At 69.4% G+C, this 13,747-nt stretch carries 17 protein-coding genes; 6 read left to right on the forward strand and 11 right to left on the reverse strand.

Going from position 1 to position 13,747, the window contains the following annotated elements; genetic code table 11:
- Window position 1: 1 nt before the first annotated feature.
- The 6 genes from AC1MFI_RS06535 to AC1MFI_RS06560 form a co-directional block, all read right to left on the reverse strand.
- The gene (locus AC1MFI_RS06535; RefSeq protein WP_479820303.1) at window positions 2-268 is read right to left on the reverse strand and encodes a hypothetical protein; all 267 of its coding nucleotides are present in this window, start codon (window positions 266-268) and stop codon (window positions 2-4) included.
- Window positions 269-347: 79 nt separating this feature from the next.
- Window positions 348-1,673, reverse strand: coding sequence for an alpha-amylase family glycosyl hydrolase (locus AC1MFI_RS06540; RefSeq protein WP_479820304.1), 1,326 nt, complete (start codon window positions 1,671-1,673; stop codon window positions 348-350).
- 82 nt (window positions 1,674-1,755) lie between these two features.
- Window positions 1,756-2,190, reverse strand: coding sequence for a hypothetical protein (locus AC1MFI_RS06545; RefSeq protein ID WP_479820305.1), 435 nt, complete (start codon window positions 2,188-2,190; stop codon window positions 1,756-1,758).
- A gap of 96 nt (window positions 2,191-2,286) precedes the next feature.
- Window positions 2,287-3,075, reverse strand: coding sequence for a hypothetical protein (locus AC1MFI_RS06550; protein ID WP_479820306.1), 789 nt, complete (start codon window positions 3,073-3,075; stop codon window positions 2,287-2,289).
- A 46-nt stretch (window positions 3,076-3,121) separates the two neighbouring features.
- On the reverse strand, window positions 3,122-3,967 hold the full coding sequence (locus tag AC1MFI_RS06555; RefSeq protein WP_479820307.1) for a cytochrome c oxidase assembly protein: 846 nt from the start codon (window positions 3,965-3,967) through the stop codon (window positions 3,122-3,124).
- Entirely contained in the window at window positions 3,960-4,541 is a 582-nt protein-coding gene (locus AC1MFI_RS06560; RefSeq protein ID WP_479820308.1) for a DUF2243 domain-containing protein, read from the reverse strand. Before AC1MFI_RS06560 ends, AC1MFI_RS06555 begins: the two co-directional genes overlap by 8 nt.
- A 152-nt stretch (window positions 4,542-4,693) precedes the next feature.
- Here AC1MFI_RS06560 and AC1MFI_RS06565 point away from each other — a divergent pair, with 152 nt between their 5' ends.
- A complete protein-coding gene (locus AC1MFI_RS06565) occupies window positions 4,694-4,996 on the forward strand; it encodes a DUF4193 domain-containing protein (RefSeq protein ID WP_400481972.1) in 303 nt (100 codons plus the stop codon).
- Between the two features lie 66 nt (window positions 4,997-5,062).
- Here the strand turns inward: AC1MFI_RS06565 and AC1MFI_RS06570 are convergent, their stop codons facing one another.
- Window positions 5,063-5,368 (reverse strand): hypothetical protein, encoded by a 306-nt coding sequence (locus AC1MFI_RS06570; RefSeq protein ID WP_479820309.1) that lies wholly within the window; start codon window positions 5,366-5,368, stop codon window positions 5,063-5,065.
- Window positions 5,369-5,597: 229 nt separating this feature from the next.
- On the opposite strand from AC1MFI_RS06570, the gene AC1MFI_RS06575 reads away from it, so the two are divergent.
- Window positions 5,598-6,233 (forward strand): GNAT family N-acetyltransferase, encoded by a 636-nt coding sequence (locus AC1MFI_RS06575; RefSeq protein WP_479820310.1) that lies wholly within the window; start codon window positions 5,598-5,600, stop codon window positions 6,231-6,233.
- Window positions 6,230-6,742, forward strand: a complete 513-nt coding sequence (locus AC1MFI_RS06580; RefSeq protein ID WP_479820311.1) for a mycothiol transferase — start codon at window positions 6,230-6,232, stop codon at window positions 6,740-6,742. The genes AC1MFI_RS06575 and AC1MFI_RS06580 overlap by 4 nt, the downstream gene beginning before the upstream one ends.
- Here AC1MFI_RS06580 and AC1MFI_RS06585 read toward each other — a convergent pair.
- Window positions 6,739-7,401 (reverse strand): alpha-ketoglutarate-dependent dioxygenase AlkB family protein, encoded by a 663-nt coding sequence (locus tag AC1MFI_RS06585; RefSeq protein ID WP_479820312.1) that lies wholly within the window; start codon window positions 7,399-7,401, stop codon window positions 6,739-6,741. The two genes, AC1MFI_RS06580 and AC1MFI_RS06585, sit on opposite strands and share 4 nt — an antisense overlap.
- Window positions 7,402-7,639: 238 nt before the next feature.
- Between AC1MFI_RS06585 and AC1MFI_RS06590 the strand changes: the two genes are divergently transcribed.
- Window positions 7,640-9,142, forward strand: a complete 1,503-nt coding sequence (locus AC1MFI_RS06590) for a glycosyltransferase family 2 protein (RefSeq protein WP_479820313.1) — start codon at window positions 7,640-7,642, stop codon at window positions 9,140-9,142.
- Between the two features lie 3 nt (window positions 9,143-9,145).
- Complete coding sequence (locus AC1MFI_RS06595; protein ID WP_479820314.1) at window positions 9,146-9,376, forward strand: hypothetical protein; 231 nt, start codon at window positions 9,146-9,148, stop codon at window positions 9,374-9,376.
- A 28-nt stretch (window positions 9,377-9,404) separates the two neighbouring features.
- Here AC1MFI_RS06595 and AC1MFI_RS06600 read toward each other — a convergent pair whose 3' ends face one another.
- The gene (locus AC1MFI_RS06600) at window positions 9,405-10,223 is read right to left on the reverse strand and encodes a DUF1684 domain-containing protein (protein WP_479820315.1); all 819 of its coding nucleotides are present in this window, start codon (window positions 10,221-10,223) and stop codon (window positions 9,405-9,407) included.
- 360 nt (window positions 10,224-10,583) lie between these two features.
- Between AC1MFI_RS06600 and ppk2 the strand changes: the two genes are divergently transcribed.
- Window positions 10,584-11,642 carry a polyphosphate kinase 2 gene (gene ppk2 / locus AC1MFI_RS06605; protein ID WP_479820316.1) on the forward strand — a complete coding sequence of 353 codons (1,059 nt, stop codon included), beginning with the start codon at window positions 10,584-10,586 and terminating at the stop codon, window positions 11,640-11,642.
- Between the two features lie 24 nt (window positions 11,643-11,666).
- Here ppk2 and AC1MFI_RS06610 read toward each other — a convergent pair whose 3' ends face one another.
- Window positions 11,667-12,098 (reverse strand): DUF4190 domain-containing protein, encoded by a 432-nt coding sequence (locus AC1MFI_RS06610; RefSeq protein ID WP_479820317.1) that lies wholly within the window; start codon window positions 12,096-12,098, stop codon window positions 11,667-11,669.
- A 100-nt stretch (window positions 12,099-12,198) separates the two neighbouring features.
- The gene (locus tag AC1MFI_RS06615) at window positions 12,199-13,680 is read right to left on the reverse strand and encodes an amino acid permease (protein WP_479820318.1); all 1,482 of its coding nucleotides are present in this window, start codon (window positions 13,678-13,680) and stop codon (window positions 12,199-12,201) included.
- Between the last annotated feature and the right edge of the window lie 67 nt (window positions 13,681-13,747).

Below are 13,747 nucleotides of genomic sequence, written 5' to 3' on the forward strand. Positions count from 1 at the left end.
GTCACTCCTCGGCGGTCTTGCGCGCCCAGGGCCGTGCCGCCAGGGTCCGGGCGAGCGGCCCGAGCCAGGACATCACCACGAGCAGGGTGAAGGTGCTGCTCAGCGAGGATCCGATGCTCGTGGAGGGGAAGAGCTGGTGGACGCTCACGAGGATCGCGGCCACGAGCAGCAGCTTCTTGGCGCCGTTGAGGACGTGGGGCGGAACCGGCCGCGGCCACGGCGTGAAATCGACGGTGTCGAGATTTCCGCGCTGGTCTTCCGAGCTCATGCGACCCTCCTGTGCAGACGACTGCCTCCATTATCCATCCGCGACATCGCTGCGTCGCGGTGCCGGAGGCGGTCGCGCCTCAGCCCAGGACGGCCCAGCCCCGCGCCGGTAGGAGAGCCCTGCCCGGGCCGCCCTCCAGGGTGGCCCGGCCCGCGAGGACGGAGGACGTGCCGGCGGTCCCGACCGACTGGGCCTGCTGCGAGAGATTCAGTGCGACCACCAGTGATCCGGGCCCGCCCGCCGACATGCGGTACGTGAGCACCTCGTTCGAGAGGTGCAGGATGTCCGATGTCGCGCGGTGCAGCCAGGGATGGCGCCGCCGGAGTCCGATGAGCTCCTGGTGGACCTCGAACACGGGCCTGCCGAGGGGGGAGAGGTCTCCCGGCGAGCGCGGGAAGAGCGGCCTGACGTCGTCGTCGCCTCCCGCCCTGTCCTCCTTGACGCCCCGGTAGCCCTGCTCGTCGCCGTAGTAGATGGACGGCGTCCCGCCGGTGGTGAGCAGGATCACGACGGCGTGCGGCAGCAGCTCCGGATCGGTCAGTCTGCTGGCGATGCGCGTGACGTCGTGGTTCCCGATGAAGGTGAGCGGGGCGAAGGATACCAGGAGCGAGTTGTGCCGCTCCAGCGCGGCCGCGAGTTCGAAGAAGTTGGCATCGTTGAGGGAACTCCAGACGGCCTTCCACAGCTCGTACTGCGTGGCGGAATCGAGGCCGCCGGCCCGGACCTCCGACGCGTAGTCGCCATGGATGTACTCGCCGACGAAATAGGCCTCCGGGTGCGAGGACCGCACCCGCGCTGTGACCGCTGACCAGAAGGAGGACGGGACGGCGTAGGCGGCGTCGAGCCGCCAGCCATCCGCTCCCCGGCCGAGCCAGTAATCCATGACCTCGAAGACGAGATCCGCCACGGCGGGTTCCTCATGGTTCAGTGCCACGAGGTGGTGGTGGCCCTCGAAGTCGCGGTAACCCGGTTCGGTGCCGGGCGTGGCACCGGCGGACCAGTCGAGCCGGAACCAGGACGCTCTCGCGGAAGCAGGGCCGTGCAGGAGGACATCCTGGAAGGCCGGGAAGGAGCGCCCCGTGTGGTTGAAGACGCCGTCGAGCAGGATCCGCAGGCCGCGCTGGTGCGCTTCGCCGACAAGGGTGTCGAAGTCCTCGAGCGTCCCGAGCCGGGGGTCGATCCGGAAGTAGTCCGTCGTGTCGTAGCCGTGCGTCTCGGAGGCGAAGACGGGGCCGAGGGCAAGTCCCGATGCGCCGAGTTCCACCGCGTAGTCGAGCCAGGGCAGCAGGTCCAGCAGGCGGTGCGGGACAGCAGGATCCGTGGTGGCGCTCTTCTCTGCGCCCACGAAACCCAGGGGGTAGACCTGCCACCAGACGGCGTGCTGGATCCAGGGGGGTTCGTTCATGGGGCGATCGCCCTTCCGTCGGTGCGCCACCGGGGCCCGGGTGGCGGCGGCGGGCCGGTCCCGGAGGGGTCCGGCGCCCTTCCTAGCCTACGTTGCCGAGAAGATGGCCGCCCGAGGCGAGTTGCTGCACGTCCGCGGGCTCGAGGTGCGCCGCTTCGGCGATATCGACGATTGCCGCGCCACTGTCGGCCGCCCGCAGCACCGCGGCTTCGAGTTCGCCGGTCAGCTGGTCGAGGTGCCACAGGGCCGACTCGACGTCCGCTGCGGCCGCAGCGACGCGGCGCAGGGCGGGGGACAGGGGGTGCGCGAGCTCGGCGGGCTCCTCGTGGGAGAGCTGGAAGCCGCACGAGCAGGCCCAGACGAGTTCGACGTCGAAGCCGGCGACGGGCTGCGGGACGATGCCGTACGCGGCACCCCGGTAGGAGGTCTCGCGCAGGGTCATGGGCTCCCCGCAGTGGAGGGGAGCGCCGACAGCCGTATCTCCCGCGCCGAGGATGTCACTGATGGTCTGCGTCATGGTGCGCCCTTTCGATCGAGAATACGAACCGTACTGTCAACTAGTTCTGCAAACTAGTTATATGCGGACTGACATACCGCTGTCCACTCCTCTATCTCACATGCGGGCTAGTGTCTCGTCGATGAGGCCCTGGAGTTCGTCCTGCGTCCCTGCGGGCAGCGTGTCCCCGGCCGTCCTGACGGCGGTCACCGCGAGGTCGCCGCGGGTCCCGATGATGGTCATGGTCTCCTGCCGGGCGCCGTCCGCGGAGGATTGCAGCGTCAGGTTGCCGAACATCCCGTCTGCGTCCGTCTCCGCGTCCACCGCCTGGACCGTCTGCTCGAGGACCACGCCCTGCGCCTCGAGGCTGAAGGAGGCGCACGCGTCCATCGCTGCTGCGGCGGCATCGAGGCGGTGCTGCGTGAAGGCGGTGTCGGAGGAGGACGAGACCGAGACGACGGTCTGGACGGCGTCCCCGTCGGAACCCGACACCCCTGCGGCGAATCCGGCGCCGTCCGGGGCTTCGAGGCTGTTCGAGACGAACACGGAGCAGTCGTCGGGCGTGATCACGACCGACTCGAGGAAATCCCGCGCCCGGTCCATGCCCTGGTCCAGCTGCGCTGCGGGGATGACCTGCAGAGCCTGGCCGTCGGCCTGGGCCACCTCGCCGAGGATGCCCGCGAGCTCCTCGGATGAGTAGCTGCCTGCTCCGCCGGAGGTGACGGCACCGGGCGCCGTCGGCTGCTGCCCGCCGGACGGCGGCGCGGCGGAGGGCCCGGGCGACGCCTCCGAGGAGGACGTGGCTCCGGAGGGTGCGTCCGGGGAGTTCCCGGACGGGGACGAGCAGGCCGTCAGGGCGAGCAGGGCCGCGAGGGAGAGTCCCACAAGAGGTGCGAGGCGTGGCATGGTGATCCTTCGGTGGGCGCCGGGCCCTGGGCCCGCTGGGGCAAGGCTACACAACGTGGCCGGGCAGAGGAGCGGCGGTCCCCGGCGGGCCGGAGCGTCGAAGGTGTCGCCCGCCGTCCCGGTAGACCTGTGCGCAGAACACCACGAGCAGCAGCGCATGCACGGCGTCACCGCCGTAGTACATCAGCTGCGCCGCCTGCTCAACGTCGGCCGGCAGTGCGCCCTGGCTCCCCACGGCGTAGAGATGCTTCGCCACCACGCCGTGGACGGCGATCGTGGCGACGATCGCGGCGGCCCTGAGCCCCACGGCCGCCCTGTGCGGATTCGGATCCACCCCGACGACGGCGTAGGCGAACAGCGCGCCCGACGCGACGAAGTGCATGTGCAGCAGCGGACCGGACACGGGGTGGTGGAGCAGTCCGAGGGCCGCGCCGTCCCAGTACAGCAGGGCCATGGGACCCGCGGCGAGCAGGGCCGCGGTCACCGGATGCGCGGCCAGGCGTACCGGAGTGGTGCGCATCAACCTGCTGTAGCGCCGCCCGGTCGCGCCGGGAACGGCGCGCAGGAACAGGGTTGCCGGAGCTCCGAGGACGAGCAGCAGCGGGACGAGCATGCCGAGGACGAGATGGACCGCCATGTGTGCGGAGAGGCTGCCGCCGGCGGCGCGGGCGAGGGGGCCCACCGTGACGACGAGCCCCAGGCCCACCCCGGTGAACCAGGAGGCGGACCGCCGGACGGGCCAGGCGCTTCGTCCCCGCAGGGCCGCGGCACGCCCGGCGAGGAGGTAGAGCGCGGCGAGTCCGAGCCACACGAGGACGACGGCGGCGCCCAGGGCGAAGCCTGCCGGATCCTCGGGCGCGAGCCCCGCACCCCCGGGGTGGTGCTCAGTCATCGACCCCGTGCGCGAGCCCGCCGTCGCGCCGCCTGGCGGACAGGAGGACCAGGAGCCCTGCTGCGAGGAAGGCGACGGCCGCGCCGTTCCACAGCAGGTCGTAGGGAAGCAACTCCACGCCGTACCGGACCTGGTGCAGGTCGAGGAGCTTGTGCTGCACCAGGCCGTCGAACAGCTGGAAGGCGCCCACGCCCACCAGGATGCCACCCAGCCAGGGACGCGCACGAAGGGCGTTGCGTCTCCTGAGGTCCGCGAACAGGAACAGGGAGGCAACCGTCGCGAACCAGCTGAAGGCGTGGAAGACGCCGTCGGACACGAGCCCCACGGCCGGCGTGGACCGGTCGTAGAAGTGGTGCCAGTGCAGGAGCTGGTGGAACACGGCCTCGTCGATGAAGGCGATGATCCCGCAGCCGAACAGGACACCCACCAGGACGTTGCGGCGCTGGAGATGGACTGCCCCGCCCCGCAGGGAGGGCTCGGTGGGCCTGGCGGACGAAGCGATGGTCATGTCCCCGTCGTCGGAGGGTGCGGACTCCTCCCAGCGTGCCAGCGGCCGGCCCGCGGCGTCCACCACTTTCGCAGCCGTGACGGTTCGCCCCAACGGGTATGAGAAGCATCACGGGAAGGGGCCCCAGAACCGGCGTCCGCTCGGATTTTTGCCACTAGACTCGGTTGCTGCACGAGCACCAGCGGCACCAGAACCCCCCCACAAGGAACGGCATCGGCATGGCAACGGACTACGACGCACCGCGCAACAACGACGAGGACAAGGAAGCGGAATCCCTGGAGGCGCTCCAGGCGAACCGCGGCAGCAACGCGCAGTCGTCGTCGGTCGATATCGAGGACGGCGACACGGCCGAGGGCATCGACCTGCCGGGCGCCGACCTGTCCGGTGAGGAACTCCTCATCCAGGTGATCCCGCCCCAGGAGGACGAGTTCACGTGCGCCTCCTGCTTCCTGGTCCGCCACCGCAGCCAGATCGCACTGGAGAAGGACGGCCGGCAGTACTGCAGCGACTGCGAGGGCTGACTTCTCCCCTCGGGAACCGAACGGCGCTTCCCCTCGGGGTGGCGCCGTTCGTGGTCCCGGCGCGGATCAGGACGCCTTCTCGCCGTACCACCAGTGGGCGGTCTCCTGCGGCCGGCGTGGAGCGAGGTCCAGGGGCACGACGACGGCGGTGCGGCGCGGGTGCGTGAGGATCATCCGGGCCGCCGCGAGCAACGCCGCGGGGATGGACACCAGGACCACGACGGCGAGTGCCCACACCGCGAGGGCGGCGTGCAGCGGTGACTGGTACAGACCCTCCATCATCGCCGCGCTGCCGAGCCACAGCCACAACCAGAACAGGCCGACCACGTAGAGCAGCGACCGTGCGCGCCTGTAACGCAACGGATAATGCATCCGCCCACGCTCCATATTCCGTCTCCCCAGACTTATGTTCCCGGGCCCGCCCCAGGCGGAGCCACTGCATGAATGATAGACCCCGATCGGGGCTTTGCCGGAGTGCGTATTCCCCATCAGCGGGCCGGTTATTGACAGCCTGCTGAGCTTTGCAATGGGAGGCAGGACACCTAGACTGCAGGAACTGGTCGAGCAGGAGGCCATGGACCCACCGGACGTGGAGCTAGCCATGGACACTTTTCCGCACATCCTCGAACCTCCCGCCGCACGCCAGGACGGGCCGCCACCCTCCGGGGAGAACCGGCGGGCACACCTCACGCCGGTCCGGCAGGCCGACCTGGATTTCCCCGAGAACCTCCCCGAGGCGCCGACGCGGCAGCTGCGCATGCTCTGCAACCGGACGTACGCACTCCTCGACACCGAACGCCCGTCGCTCGCGACACGGGAGCGCTATGACGCGCTCGTCGACGAGCTCGGGCGGCGCCAGGGGCAGGCCGAGCAGCGCGGGAGCGAGGATGCCCGTGAGAAGTTCCGCGACAACGCGCTGTTCTCCCGCTTCGAGCTCTATCGCAACGGCACCATGGCGGGCTACGTGCAGTACGAGATGCGCGGTGGGGACGTCCTCCTGCTGCACGCCGTCGTCGACCCGAGGTTCCGGCGCACGGGCCTCGAACCGGTGCTGATGCAGGCGGTCTTCCTCAACGCGCATCGCAGGCGCCTCGCCGTCATGCCCTACTGCCCCGAGGCGCAGGAATTCCTGACCGCCCATCCGCAGTTCCTCTCGCTCATCCCCGCGCGGCAGCGCCGGCGGTTCAGGCTGCTCATGGCGTCGCGTACCGCGGCCGGCGAGCAGGGCAGCAGATGACGTCCGCCGAGGTGCTCTCCGAAGCGTTCGGGCGGCTGCCCGATCTGGTCCGTGGCGCCGTGGAGGGCCTCGACGCGGACCAGTTGTCCGCCCGCCCGGGTGGTTCGGCGAACTCCATCGCCTGGCTCGTGTGGCACCTCACGCGCGTCGGGGACAGCCATCTCGCCGAGGCCTTCGGCCACGAGGAGGTGTGGCTCGCAAGCGGCCATGCCGAGCGCTGGGGACTCGGCCTCGAGCACGGGGACACCGGGTACGGACATTCGTCGGACCAGGTCGACGCCGTGCGGGTGGATTCGGCGCAGCAGTTGCTGGACTACTTCGACGCCGTGCACCAGCTGTCCCTGGGCCTTGTGGCGGGCCTCGACGAGGAGGCTCTGCACCGGGTCGTCGATGAACGGTGGGATCCGCCGGTGACGCTGCTCGTCCGTCTCGTGAGCGTGCTCGACGATGCCGTGCAGCACGCGGGACAGGCCGCCTACGCGCGCGGCATGATCCTCGCCGAGGGCTAGCCGAGCCCCGTCTGGCGCAGCGTGATGTTGAGCCGGCCGTCGAACCCGATGCCTGCGGGCGCCGTGCCCGGCAGCGTCCTGAGGACCCCGTGGTAGGCGAACCGCGAGGGGCCGCCGAAGACGAAGAGGTCACCGGATGCCAGCTCCACGTCCTGCCACGGACGGTTCCGGTTCTCCGTGTTGCCGAACCGGAAGATACACGCCGTGCCGAGGCTGAGGGACACCACGGGTGCGTTGATCCGCTCCTCCCTGTCCTGGTGCATGCCCATCTTCGCGGCGTCGTCGTAGTAGTTGACCAGGGCGGCATCGGGCTCGTAGGACGAGCCCGCCCCGGGCCCGTACGCAGCGGCCACCGCGTCGCGTCCCAGCGTGCGGAGGACATCGGGGAACGGCGCGACGGCGCCACCGCCGACGTCGTCGGCCGTGCGGCTGTAGCGGTACGGAAGCCAGTGCCAGCCGAGGCTCACGCTCTTCACGGACATGACCCCGCCGTTGGGCATCGCCACCGCCCGCATCGGCACCGGGCCGCTCGCCCACGTGCGGCAGAGGGCCACGAGCTCGCGCTGGTGGTCGGGATCGAGCCAGCCGGGGAGGTGCACGGCGCCGGGCGCCAGTTCCCTCCGCGGACGGGGGATCAGGGCATCGGTCGGTTCGGTCACACCACCATTGTGCGCTGCCCCACACGAGGGTAGGTGTGGTGGCGGTTCTGCCCGTGGACTCCGGGGAACCTACGCCCTTCGTTGATGGATTCTTCGCCCTTACCGAAGGACTGGGTCGAGGATGCCACGGAAGACTCGTTCCAGAAGCGCTGCCCTGCGTCGGCAGCCAGGCGAAGGCAATATCAGGCTTACCAGGTAGCCCCTGCGGGCATCCGGTCTCAAAGGAGATGAAGTACCGATGACGATGACACGAAGTGACCACGATCCGGACCCCCTGGAGGGCTCGACCGAGCCGACTCCGTCGAAGGGCCGGCTGGACCGCGTCGTCGGCATCGTGATCGCCGGGATCGTGACCGCCGCGGCGGGCCTGCTCTGGCTGGCGGTCGCGGCGAAGGGGCCGGACACCACGATCGCCGACCCGCACGACGCCGTCATCGGCATCTGGCGCGTCCTCTACAACTCGGACGCCCCCGAGATGAGCGTCATCCTGGCGGCCATCGCACTCGCACTGCTGGCCGGAGCCGGACTCGCCGTCGTCGAGCGCCGTATCGCCACGAAGGCACGCCGGTCCATGAACCCGACCCACCAGCCCCTGGCACCCAAGGTCATCATGGCCGCCAACCGCGGACGGTTCGCGGGCGAGGTCACCGTGACGGTGCTCATCCCCGCGCACAACGAGGAGGCCTCACTCCCGCAGACCATCGCGTCTCTCCAGGGCCAGTCGCACCGGCCGGGGCGCATCATCGTCGTCGCCGACAACTGCACCGATTCCACCGTCCGCCTGGCCCGTGAGGCCGGTGTGGAGGTCATCGAGTCGGTCGGCAACACGAAGAAGAAGGCCGGCGCCCTCAACCAGGCACTGGCGATGGTCCTGCCTCAGCAGGGGGACAACGACGTCGTCATGGTCATGGACGCCGACACCCAGCTCGACGACGGCTTCCTGGCCAACGCGGTGGTGCGCTTCGAGAACGACCGCGCACTCATGGCGATCGGCGGGCTCTTCTACGGGGAACAGGGCCACGGCCTGATCGGGCAGTTCCAGCGCAACGAGTACATCCGCTACGCGCGCCAGATGCGACGTCGCCGCGGCCGTGTGTTCGTCCTCACGGGCACGGCGTCCCTCTTCCGGCCCGTGGCGCTGCGCACCATCTCCGAGAGCCGGGGCGCCGCCATTCCCGGGGCTCGGGGGGATGTCTACGACACCGCGGCACTGACCGAGGACAACGAGCTGACCATCGCGCTCAAGTCCCTGGGCGGCCTGATGGTCTCGCCGCAGGAATGCACCGTCGTCACCGAGCTGATGCCGTCCTGGCGTACGCTCTGGAACCAGCGCCTGCGATGGCAGCGTGGGGCCCTCGAGAACATCGGGGCGTACGGGGTCACCTCGCCGACCATGCGGTACTGGGCGCAACAGCTGGGCATCGGCTACGGCGTGATCGCCCTGAGTGCGTACCTGGCGCTCATCATCATCACGTTCGTGGCCCTCGAGTCCTGGATCTGGTTCCCGTTCTGGCTCGGGCTGGGCCTCCTGTTCACCCTCGAACGGGTGCTCACGGCCTGGAAGGGCGGCTGGAGAGCCCGCCTGCTCGCCCTCGCCCTGTTCCCCGAGCTGTTCTTCGACATGTTCCTCAACCTCGTCTACGTCAAGGGCATCATCGACATCTCCTTCGGCCGGCAGGCCAGCTGGAAGCACCTCACTCATGCCGCCCCGGCACGCCCACTCACCCCCCAGGAGGCCTAGGCCATGATCACCACAGTCGTCGGACCCGTCATCCCCACCGGCATCCTCCTGCCGGAGTCGATGCTGCACAGCAGCCTGTTCGCCGTCCTGGCGGCCTTCGTCGCCATCAACACGGTGATCTACGCCTCCCTGGCGCTGGCCAATGTCCTGCCGAAGATCTACCCCGCGGACTGGGTCACCAACCGCAACCGCCGGGCCGAGACCCGGAGCATCTACCCCGACACGGTGGAGTGAGGCGCGTGGCGCGGTCGCGGCGTCGTCGTCAGGACGCCGGGTTCTTCTCCCCGGCCTCGACGGGCGCCTCGATGATGTTCCCGCTGACCGGCATGGGGCAGGTCCCGTAGGGCGTGAACGCGCTCGGATAGTTGATCGTCCTGTTGAAATCCAGGATCACGGTCCCGTCCGGGCGGGGGCGGCGCGCGGTCACCTTGCGCCAGGGCGCAGTGGACGAGCCGTTGGTGGTGTCGTGGAAAGTGATGCCCAGTGACCCTCCCTCCTCCTGCGCGGCGTGCAGCCGGAACTCCCGCGCGTCGCCGGGAAGCGAGAAGACGACCTCGCCCACTGTCGGGTGCGTCCCGGGGACCTCCGGATGGGCCGTTGCGATCCGTTCCTCCCTGGGCTCGTCATAGGGCTCGAACCGCCCCTCCACCACGAGGTCGGCGCGGTAGCCGAACGCGGGGACACCGGTGAACGAGGCCAGGACGGGCGACGCCGCATCCCTGGTCCGGACGGCGTAGCGGCCTGCCCGGCGGGCCAGCTCCACGACGACCCGCCGCCCGTCCTCCCCGCCGTAGGCGACCCACATCAGCGACTCCTCGTCGTCGAGGGTCGCCGTGATGGTGGCGTCCACCGGATGGCCGCTCGTGAGGTCGGTCAGGGCGTCCGAGGGTCGCGCGGTCAGGTGCGCGGTACCGTCGGCCGAGTGCCAGAGACCGGGCACGACGTCGAGTCCCTCCGGCTCGTCGGCGAGCCACTGGAAGGATGTCAGGGTGAGCCAGCCATGCTTCTCCGCCAGGGCCGCGTTGCGGGCCGCCCGGAAGCGGAGCCACCGTTCTTCGGCGGTCTGCGTGGTGGTGCTCATGGTGTCCTCCTGGCTCGACGGGACGTTCTCGGGCTAGAACCCGGTGCATGCTCCCGGCATTCCCGGGTCGCCGCTGCAAACGGCTCCCTGGTTCCGGTTCATCTGGTTCCCGTCCGGACGGCATGACCGGCGGCGCGCGGGCTATCAAGCCGTCGCTGATCCGTCCACCGCCTGCGCCGGCCGGCCGGCCCGGGTGCCCTGACCGGACCCGTCTGCGACCATGGACACGCGGCATGCATGCTCGACCTGGGCGAGCCGGCGGGTCCCCACGCACCGCTCGTCGCCCTGCTCCGGAACGGGGCGGGGGTGGGCGGACGCGTGCGACGGCTGCCGCCGCCGGCTGCACGAGGAGGAGGCGGAATGACCGATGGACCGGGAACTGCGACCGGAGTGGATGAGGGCGAACCCACGGAAGAGCTGACGGACGAACCCACGGACGAACTGACGGACGAACTGACGGACGAACCCACGGGTGCTCCCGCCGATCGGGCCGGTGCAACGACGGCGGGCGGGGTCGATGCGTCCGATGCCCCGGCCATCCCCGTCCCCAGCCCTCATGCGGAGGACGGGGCCCACGTGCTCCTGCCGCACCCCGACCAGCCGACGTGGCGGGAGGACTACCCGTACGGCACCCGGATGACGGAGCGCGAGTACCAGAAGGCGAAGAGGGCGCTGCAGATCGAACTGCTCAAGATGCAGGGATGGGTCAGGGCCAACCGCGTCAAGGTGGCCGTGGTCTTCGAGGGGCGCGACGCCGCCGGCAAGGGCGGCACGATCAAGCGGTTCACCGAGAACCTGAATCCCCGTGGTGCGAGGGTCGTCGCCCTGGACAAGCCGAGCGAGAAGGAGCAGACGCAGTGGTACTTCCAGCGGTATGTCTCGGTGCTCCCCTCAGGCGGCGAGATCGTGCTGTTCGACCGCTCCTGGTACAACCGTGCGGGAGTGGAACGAGTCATGGGCTTCTGCACGCCCACCGAGTACCTCGAGTTCATGCGGCAGGCTCCGGAACTCGAGCGCATGCTCGTCCGCAGCGACATGCGCCTCATCAAGTTCTGGTTCTCGGTGTCCCGTGAGGAGCAGCGACGACGTTTCGCGCAGCGCCACTCGGATCCGGTGCGCCGCTGGAAGCTGAGCCCCATGGACCTGCAGTCCCTCGACAAGTGGGACGAATACACCGAGGCCAAGGAAGCCATGTTCTTCTACACGAATACGGCCGACGCCCCCTGGACCGTCATCAAGAGCAATGACAAGAAGCGGGCCCGGATCGAGGCGCTGCGGTATGTCCTCTCGGTCCTCGACTACGACGAGAAGGACCACGAGGTGGTCGGTGTCCCGGACCCGCTGATCGTCGGGACCGGGCCGCGCTCGGGGGTGTTCGAGGCGGACGAACGCTCCTCCCGCCTGTTTCCCTCGCTCTAGCGGGTATCCAGGGCCTTCCGCGGGTCAGGTGCTGTAGCTGGAGGTCGCTGCGAAGCCCGCGAACATGAGGATCACCATGAGGATGACGAACAGGATGGCGAGGCCGTACAGCACGACGTTGATCCAGCCGAGGACCTTCCCCGCCGTTGCCGGTACGCCCAGGCGTTCCGCCTTCTTCGCCTGCCAGATGGCCAGCGGCCCCAGGATGATCCCGGCGACGAACAAGCCGACGATGCCGAGGATCAGCGAGAGCTGCGCCGCCTTCTCGCCCTCGAGGGACCGGTACGGGTCCTGGTAGCCGCCGGGCTGGTAGGGCTGCTGGTATCCCCCGTGCTGGTACGGCTGGGGCTGGTACGGCGGGTTGCTGCCGTACGTACTGCCGTACGTGCTGCCGTCGTAGGGATCCGGGTGCCTGCCGGAGGAGGGACGCTCGCTGGGGTAGGGGTCCTGGGACATCGTGGTTCTCCTGCTCGGCCGTGCGGGTGCCCCGGGACTTCTGCCCCGGGGCACCATCATCTCGTGTTCCACCCGGTGATGCACGCGGGACGGGACGGTCCTACGCGTTGGCGTGCTGCCCCGTGCGGAGCCGGGAGTGGCGGTTGCCGTAGGCGAAGTAGATGGCGAAACCGATCACGAGCCAGACGGCGAAGAACACCCACGTGATGGTGGCCAGGTTGAACATGAGGTAGAGGCACAGTGCAGCCGAGGCGATGGGGATGACCGTGCCGAACGGCACGCGGAAGGCGGGCTTGAGGTCCGGGCGCTTCCGGCGCAGCACGATGATCCCGAGGCTCACGGTGATGAACGCGGACAGCGTGCCGATGTTGATCATCTCCGCGAGTACCTCGACCTGCGTGAAACCGGCCAGCAGGGCCACGACGACGCCGCACAGGATCTGCGTGCGCGCCGGTGTGGCGTGCTTGTCCGAGGTGCGGCTCAGGCCCCGGGGCAGGAGGCCGTCCCGGCTGAGGGCGAAGATCACGCGGGCGAGTCCCATGAGCAGGACCATGATCACCGTGGTCAGGCCGATCAGGCTCCCGAGCGAGATGATGCCGGCCGCCCAGTCCGCACCGACGAGCTGGAAGGCGGTGGCGAGTGACGGCGCACCGGACGCGCCGAGTTCCTTGTACGAGACCATGCCGGTGACCACGAGGGTCACCAGGATGTAGAGGACGCTGACCACGGCGAGGCCGGCGAAGATGCCGCGCGGAAGCGTGCGGCTCGGGTTCTTCACTTCCTCGGCGGAGGTGGCGACGACGTCGAACCCGATGAACGCGAAGAAGACGAGTGCCGCACCGGAGATGATCCCGGTGAAGCCGAAGGCCGCCGGTGAGGCGCCGCTGAGGAAGGAGAGGAACGGCTGGTCGGCCCAGCCCGCACCGCTCTCCGCCGCGGGCTCCGAGGCGGGCACGAACGGTGCGTAGTTCTCGGGGCTGACGTAGAAGAACCCCACGACGATCACGAACAGGACGATGCCGATCTTGATCACGGTGAAGACGCTGTTGACGCGGGCCGAGAGCTTGGTGCCGTAGATGAGCACGGCGGTGAAGATCGCGACGATCAGCAGCGGACCCCAGGCGAGGTCCAGTCCGAGCAGGCCGACCTCCGCAGGGATGTCGAGGTCCAGGACGGCGAAGAGGTCGGTGAGGTAGACGCCCCAGAACTTCGCGATGACCGCGGCCGCCATGAGCAGCTCGAGGATCAGGTTCCATCCGATGATCCAGGCGAGGAGTTCACCCATCGTGGCATAGGTGAAGACGTAGGCGCTGCCGGCGACCGGCAGGGCCGTGGCGAACTCGGCGTAGCACATGATCGCGAGTGCGCAGGTGATCGCCGCCAGGACGAAGGAGATGGTCACGGCGGGTCCGGCGTTGAAGGCGGCCGCCTGGGCGCCCACCGAGAAGATGCCGGCACCGACGGCCACCGCGACCCCCATGATCATGAGGTCCCAGGTGGTGAGGGACCGCTTGAGGCCGTGTCCCTTCTCGTCGGAGTCCTTGATCGACTGCTCGATGGACTTGGTCCGAAAGAGGTCCATGCGGGTGCTGATCCTTCACTGGGTAGGGGATGGGGGCGGCTGGAGTGCATTCGGCCCCTATCGAGGA

The sequence above is a fragment of the Arthrobacter sp. BC5 genome, from assembly GCF_056680255.1.

Bases quoted from the DNA above. Each gene is read 5' to 3' on its own strand.
- AC1MFI_RS06580 (WP_479820311.1), top strand. From the start codon at position 6,230: ATGACGTCCGCCGAGGTGCTCTCCGAAGCGTTCGGGCGGCTGCCCGAT.
- AC1MFI_RS06575 (WP_479820310.1), top strand. From the start codon at position 5,598: ATGGACACTTTTCCGCACATCCTCGAACCTCCCGCCGCACGCCAGGAC.
- AC1MFI_RS06610 (WP_479820317.1), bottom strand. From the start codon at position 12,098: ATGTCCCAGGACCCCTACCCCAGCGAGCGTCCCTCCTCCGGCAGGCAC.
- AC1MFI_RS06570 (WP_479820309.1), bottom strand. From the start codon at position 5,368: ATGCATTATCCGTTGCGTTACAGGCGCGCACGGTCGCTGCTCTACGTG.
- AC1MFI_RS06540 (WP_479820304.1), bottom strand. From the start codon at position 1,673: ATGAACGAACCCCCCTGGATCCAGCACGCCGTCTGGTGGCAGGTCTAC.
- AC1MFI_RS06590 (WP_479820313.1), top strand. From the start codon at position 7,640: ATGACGATGACACGAAGTGACCACGATCCGGACCCCCTGGAGGGCTCG.
- AC1MFI_RS06535 (WP_479820303.1), bottom strand. From the start codon at position 268: ATGAGCTCGGAAGACCAGCGCGGAAATCTCGACACCGTCGATTTCACG.
- AC1MFI_RS06550 (WP_479820306.1), bottom strand. From the start codon at position 3,075: ATGCCACGCCTCGCACCTCTTGTGGGACTCTCCCTCGCGGCCCTGCTC.
- AC1MFI_RS06595 (WP_479820314.1), top strand. From the start codon at position 9,146: ATGATCACCACAGTCGTCGGACCCGTCATCCCCACCGGCATCCTCCTG.
- ppk2 (WP_479820316.1), top strand. From the start codon at position 10,584: ATGACCGATGGACCGGGAACTGCGACCGGAGTGGATGAGGGCGAACCC.
- AC1MFI_RS06555 (WP_479820307.1), bottom strand. From the start codon at position 3,967: ATGACTGAGCACCACCCCGGGGGTGCGGGGCTCGCGCCCGAGGATCCG.
- AC1MFI_RS06615 (WP_479820318.1), bottom strand. From the start codon at position 13,680: ATGGACCTCTTTCGGACCAAGTCCATCGAGCAGTCGATCAAGGACTCC.
- AC1MFI_RS06600 (WP_479820315.1), bottom strand. From the start codon at position 10,223: ATGAGCACCACCACGCAGACCGCCGAAGAACGGTGGCTCCGCTTCCGG.
- AC1MFI_RS06545 (WP_479820305.1), bottom strand. From the start codon at position 2,190: ATGACGCAGACCATCAGTGACATCCTCGGCGCGGGAGATACGGCTGTC.
- AC1MFI_RS06565 (WP_400481972.1), top strand. From the start codon at position 4,694: ATGGCAACGGACTACGACGCACCGCGCAACAACGACGAGGACAAGGAA.